The sequence below is a fragment of the Streptomyces sp. NPDC007095 genome, assembly GCF_040634475.1.
Lineage (GTDB): Bacteria > Actinomycetota > Actinomycetes > Streptomycetales > Streptomycetaceae > Streptomyces.
Genome location: NZ_JBEYFS010000393.1, coordinates 1 through 6169 on the forward strand (window position 1 = coordinate 1; position 6169 = coordinate 6169).

3 protein-coding genes and 1 pseudogene are annotated in these 6169 nt (G+C 72.7%); 2 read left to right on the top strand and 2 right to left on the bottom strand.

The window, feature by feature from the left end; all coding sequences use genetic code 11:
- The first annotated feature begins 193 nt into the window (after positions 1–193).
- Positions 194–889: a glycoside hydrolase family 75 protein gene (locus ABZ656_RS55660; protein WP_101401873.1), complete on the top strand. Its 696-nt coding sequence runs from the start codon at positions 194–196 to the stop codon at positions 887–889.
- A gap of 37 nt (positions 890–926) precedes the next feature.
- On the opposite strand, the pseudogene ABZ656_RS55665 reads toward ABZ656_RS55660, so the two are convergent.
- Positions 927–1666: pseudogene (locus ABZ656_RS55665) on the bottom strand (SDR family NAD(P)-dependent oxidoreductase).
- An 85-nt stretch (positions 1667–1751) separates the two neighbouring features.
- Entirely contained in the window at positions 1752–5363 is a 3612-nt protein-coding gene (locus tag ABZ656_RS55670) for a hypothetical protein (RefSeq protein ID WP_360280056.1), read from the bottom strand.
- A 256-nt stretch (positions 5364–5619) separates the two neighbouring features.
- On the opposite strand from ABZ656_RS55670, the gene ABZ656_RS55675 reads away from it, so the two are divergent.
- Positions 5620–6169, top strand: a 550-nt coding sequence (locus ABZ656_RS55675) for a glycosyltransferase family 39 protein (protein WP_360280059.1), incomplete at its 3' end; no start/stop codon positions are given.

Below are 6169 nucleotides of genomic sequence, written 5' to 3' on the forward strand. Positions count from 1 at the left end.
GGACGCGCACAGCGCGTCCGGGCCGACGGCGTTCTCCCGCGCGCGCATCGACGCGCATCGACACCCCCTCCACGCCGGTTTCAGCTCCTGGACCGGACCAACTCCGCTGGGGGGCTTGACGCGGTCATGCAAGCAGGGCCACCTTGTACGGCAACCCGGTAAGGAAACTTTCCTAACAGAAGGGTCCCCCACAGTGCGCTCTCGAACACTGACCCTCGCGGCCGTCGCCGGTGCCGCGCTCCTCGCCACCGCGGCACTCCCGGCCAGCGCGTCGGGCTCCGTCACCCCCCGTTCCGCCCAGGAGGGTTCGGTCAGCGCGGCCGACCTGCTCGCCAAAGTGACGTCCTGTTCGCAGATTTCGAGCGGCAAGTACAAGACCGACGACGAGACCTCGGCCACCATCCCCGTGTGCGGCAAGAACGGCGCGGTGTTCTGGAAGGCCGACATGGACATCGACTGCGACGGTCAGGTCACCGGCAAGTGCAACGGCGACGCCGACCCCTGGTTCCAGGACGACACGGCGTTCCACCAGTCCGACGGGAAGCCGCTGCGCGCCGAGTCGCTGCCGTACGTGGTCGTGCCCAGCACCAGCAGCATCTGGAAGTACACGAGTTACGGCATCAAGGGCGGCGGTGTCGTCGCCGTGATCTACAACAACAAGGTCGAGTACGCGGTGGTCGGCGACACCGGACCCACGAAGATCATCGGTGAGGCGTCGTACGCCACGGCGAAGGCCCTCGGCATCGACCCCGACCCTGCGACGGGCGGGGCCGACTCCGGGGTGACGTACATCCTGTTCAAGAACTCCCAGGTATCACCGATCGAGAGTCACAGCGCGGCGGTGTCGCTCGGGGACTCGTTGGCGAAGCAGTTCCTCCAGAACAACTGAGGCTTCCGCGACAACTGAGGCGTCCGCGGGTCCGACGTCAGTTGGGCCGGCCGATCGGACGTACCACCACCGTGTCCACATCGACGCCCGACGGCTGTCCGATCGCCCAGACGATCGACTCGGCGAGCTGGTCCGCCGTCAGCAGATGACCGGGTGGCAGGCTCCCGTTGCTGTCCCAGAACGGGGTCTCCACCCGGCCCGGCGAGATCAGGGTCACGCCGACACCGAACTCGGTCACCTCGCGACGGGCGTTCTCTGCGAGGCCGGTCACGGCCCACTTGGTGGCCCCGTAGAAGTTGCCGGGACCGTGGACGTGGCCCGCCACACTCCCGACCAGCACGATCCGGCCCCGCGTCTCCTTCAGGGCGTCGATGGAAGCCCTGATCAGCAGCGCGGGACCGAGCACATTGGTCAGCACCATCTCGGACCAGCCGGCCGGGTCACCGCCGGCGACGGTGTCGTGCGTGGCGAAGCCCGCGTTGGCGACGACGGTCTCGAGCCGGCCGTACTCCTTGAGCGTCAGCTCGACCGCGGCGCGCACCTGGTCGTACTCGGCCGCGTGCCCGACGACCGTCAACAGATCCTCGGGACACCCGAGTTCCTCGGCAAAAGCACGCAGCCGCTCCTCACCGCGGCCGGTGACCGTGACCCGGTGGCCGGCATCGAGCAGTCGCCGCGCGACCGCGGCGCCGATACCTCCCCCAAGCTCTCGGCTTCGCTCGAGCAGGGGGTACCCCCATCGCCACCGGTGACGAGTGCGACAGGTGAGTCGGTCATGGATACCCCCGTATGCGTGTGAAGACCAGCGGGAGTACATCACTTGGAGCTCTCTCGAAGTCAAGGGCAGAGCTGCCGACCTCCCTCAACACGTCCGCCGGTAGGGCACGTCCGGCAGGTATCTGCGCCACTCGGTCCGGGTGGCCCCGCCCCCCGCCCGGGCGCACACATCGTCCGCCGCGCGGTCCGGCGTCAACTGCGCCGAACGCCAGGTCAGATGGGGCGTTGCGATGCGCAACTCCCCACCACCAGGGGCGAATCCGATCGCGAGGACGGGTCCGTCACCGGTCGGCAGAGTCGCACCCGCCAGTCGCGGGGAGGCCGTCTCCCACACGCGGACCGAGCCGTCGGCCCTGCTCGCGGCCAGCAGCGAACCGTCGGCCGAGAAAGCCAGGGCGGGCCGCTCGACGGTGGAGTCGGCGGCTGCCAGGACGGCGATCCGGTGCTGCCCGCCCGCGTCCCACAGAGTGAGGCGCCCCTGGGTGTCGGCGGCGGCCAAGAAGCGTCCGCCGGGGCTGAAGACCGCGGTGCGCAGGAGATCCTCACCCTCCATCCCCTTCTTGCGACTGCGCGTCCCGACGTCGATCAGGGCCCCTTCGGCGGTCACGACCGTGCGCCCTGCCGGGTCGATCGCGATGGCGTCCTCGGTCCGCGTTCCGATGGTGCGGGAGCCGGGGTGCGGGCCCTGTCGTGTGACGCGGATCCCTTCGCGGGTGTTGACGGCGATGTGCACTGTGCCGTCGGCGGCGACGGCACGGGCTCCATACCGTGGCGCGGATGCGGCCGGCTTCCCGTCGGCGTCGAACGCGGCGTCGGTCCGCTCCTTCTTCCGCCACGCCGGGCTGATGAGCCCGTGCAGCGAGAGGGTGCGTACGACTCCTGCCTGGGAGCCTTCGCGGTAGCGCAACACGCCTTGACGCGGGTCGAGCCGGATGTCGGTGACGGCGGGCGTCTCGACGGGGAACGTGACGACCGGCCGGCGCGGCCCGCCGTCCGCCGGGGCCGGACTGTCCGTACGCCACAGGGCCAGGCCGGCCGAACCCCAGGTGAGGACGTAGGCGCCCGTGGGGTCGAACTCCACCGCGTTGACGCCCTCGCCGGGCACCGGCAGCAGGGGACGTCCCCGGTCGGCGTGGAAGTCCCAGGTGACGACGCCGTCCGTGGTTCCCGCGGCCAGCGCGCGGTTGTCGGGGGTGAAGGTCAACTCGTCCGACCGGCACAGCAGCCGCCGCGTCCGCGCGGGCGGATCGGTCGCGACCCGGCGCCGTTCGACGACGTCCCAGACGCGCAGTTGTTCACCGTCGTGGGTGCACCAGGCGAGGAACCGGTCGTTCGGGCTCAGTACCGGCAGCGGTCCGTCCGGATCGCCCCCTGGGTATCGGAGGAGGACGCGCTCCCGTCGTACGTCCCACACCTCGACCGTGGCACGCCCGTCTCCGGCCTCGCGCCCCTCGCGCCGTACGACGAAGGTGCGTCCGCTCGGCCCGAACGCCCCGTCCGTGTCGGTCCAGGGTCCCGGCGCGATGCGGTGGCTCGCGCCGTTGGCCAGGTTCCTGACCGTCGCGCCGTCGCGGCCCCGGTACGCGATCCAGCGTGCGTCGGCGCTGACGTCGGTGATCCCCTCCGAGAGGCCGGGCAGCGCGACCTCACGCAGTTGCCGCTGACGGCGTACGTCCCACTGAACGGCCTTGTCCCGTACGACCGTTGTGAAGATCCGGCCGTCCGAGCTGAGCCAGTGCGGCGCGTTGAGGGCGCGGACCTGTGCGGGTTGGGTGAAGGCGGCCTGGCCGCTCTGGGCGGCAGCCGTCCGGACCGCCTCGCGGGTCTCGGGCAGGTCCGCGGTCCGCCAGGCCGCGAGCGCGAGACGCATCGCCGTGCGCGGATCCGTCGGCCGGAGCGTGTCCGCGAAGGCAGCGACCCGGCGGGCCTCCGCCTCGTCCCGCTGCCGTGCGCTGACCCCGCTCTGCCGCCAGGCGGCCACACCGGCCACGACGGCGAGGCAGAGCAGCACGGCGAGGGACACGGTCAGACCCCGCAGACGGCGGGCCGCGCGGGCGGCGGCACGACGACCCGACTCGTACGCCGTCACGCTCGCGGCCAGGAAGTCCCTCTCCAGCGGGCTCAACTCGCCCTGTCCAGAGCCGAATTCCTCCCGCGCCGCGGTCAGGCGCACCCCTCGGTAAAGGGCCCCGGCGTCCCGGTCCAACTGCTGCCAGGTGCGCGCCGCCTCGGTGAGCCTGCGATGCAGCCGCAGCCGTTCGCGGTCCTCGTCCACCCAGCCGCGCAGCCGGGGCCAGGCACTGATCAGGGCCTCGTGCGCGAGGTCGACGGTGTTGCCGTCCACCGTCAACAGGCGTGCTCCCACCAGCTGTTCGAGCACCCTTGCCGTGGTGTCGGCATCCCCCAGTTCGTCACGATGGACGGGCCGCCGGGTGTCCTCGGTCCCGTCACCGGGGTTCACCAGCCGCAGCAGCAGTGCCCGTACGGCAGCCCCCTCGACGGGGGTACAGCGCGCGTACACCTCCTCGGCGGTGTGCGCGACGGCGCCCTGGACGCCGCCGATCGCCTCGTACGCGGCCAGCGAGAGGGTGCGGGCGCTGCGGCGCCGCCAGATCTCGCGCAGCGCGTGGGCCATCAGGGGCAGACCGCCCGGCTCGTCGGCCACGTCCGCCACGATGCGTGCGGTGAGGGCGCGTTCGACGACGACGCGCTGCGCGGCGGCCGGCCGGACGACCGCCTCGCGCAGCCGCTGCGGGGTCATCGGCCCGACGAGCAGGGTTGAATCCCGCAGCGCCTCGGCGAGCGGGCCGTGTTCGGCGCACCGCCCGTAGAAGTCGGCGCGGACCCCGATGATCACGCGGAGTCCGCTGTCCGGGTCCAGCGCCGTGAGCAACCGCTCGATGAACAGGGCCCGTTCGCCGGGGTCGGCGCAGAGTGCGAAGAGCTCCTCGAACTGGTCGACGACGAGCAGGGTGTCGCCGGGCGCGTCGTACGGGACGAACAGCGCGTCATGGGTGCGGGCCGGGCGGGCGCCGGGGGTGAGGATGCGGATGGCGGCGGGGGCCGGAGGGTGAGTGGCGGACAGCTGGGAGTGGGAGTCGGGCGGAGTGGGCTCGGTGGCCGTGGTCCCGAACCCGGCCACGGGGGAACTGCGTTGGCCGGGGAGCGACGCGCGCGTCCGCACCGCGGCCGCCGGCTCCGCTTCCCTCGCATCGGCCGCCGTGCGCAACGCCGGTATCAGCCCCGCCCGTAAGAGGGACGACTTGCCGCTGCCCGACGCGCCGACGACGGCCGACACCCGCCTGCGGCCGACGAGTCGCAGCAGTTCGGCGATCAGGTCGTCGCGGCCATGGAAGCGGTCCCGGTCCGCGGGCTCGAACCGGGCGAGTCCCGGGTACGGGCCCTCGGCGTCGTCCGGTGCGGGCGTGCCCGCCTCGTCCGCGAGCGCCGCGCGCCAGCGCCGCTCCCACATGGAGCCGTCCCCTCCGCACGCGCTGACGTACGCCAGGAGCACCGGCAGGGTCGGCAGTTTCTCGCCCGCCGCCGCGGCGGACAGCGTGGGCCCCGAGTAGCCCACCCGGCGGGCCATCGCGCGATACGTCGGGGCACCCGCCTCGTCGCGGAGCCCCCGCAGCTCGAAGGCGAACCGCGCCACCGCGCCCTGCGCCGGGTCCAACGGCTTCTCTCTGCGTCCCACCGGCGACTCCCCCCCGTCCGCGGCGGCCCGATCCGTCGGCACCGCTCCCCACCTGCATTGATAGGTGCCCCACGACGGGGCTGCCCATCAATCGTCCGGCGGCTGGACTCGACGGTGCACGTCCTCGGGGCCCCGCCGGAGGGGACCGCGAGGCATCGACCACGCGCCGGAGTCAGTCATCGCCACCACACACACTTCCAGACCGCCGCACGCCCCCGCACGGTTGCCGTCGCCCGCCCCGCGCACCCCACTGACGGTGTACGCCCCCGCCCTGCTCTCGCTCACCCTCGGACTGTGGGGCATACGGCGCGGCGGCACCATGTGGCGGGACGAGGCGGTGACCTACGACATGGCACGGCGGTCGCTGCCCGACCTGTGGTCCACACTCGCCGGTGCCGACGCCGTACACGGCCTGTACTACCTGCTCATGCACCTGCTGTTCGAGGTCACCGACGGGCTCGACCCGCTCCTGGTGCTCCGGCTCCCGTCGGTCCTCGCGACGGCCGCGGCCACGGGAACACTGGCCCTCCTCGGACGCCGGCTGGCCGGCCCCCGCGCGGGTCTCCTCGCGGGGGCCGTCTTCGCGCTGCTGCCACAGGTCCAGCGGTACGCGCAGGAGGGCCGGTCGTACGCGATCGTGTGCGCGCTGGTCGTGTGGGCGACGTATCTGCTGGTGCGGGCGGTGGCGAGCCGGGACCGCCGGACCTGGGTCGCCTACGGTGCGGTGCTGGTGGCGGCCGGGCTGCTGCACGAGTTCGCCGTGCTGGCGCTCACCGCGCACGCGGTCGCCGTGCCACCCGTCCAGT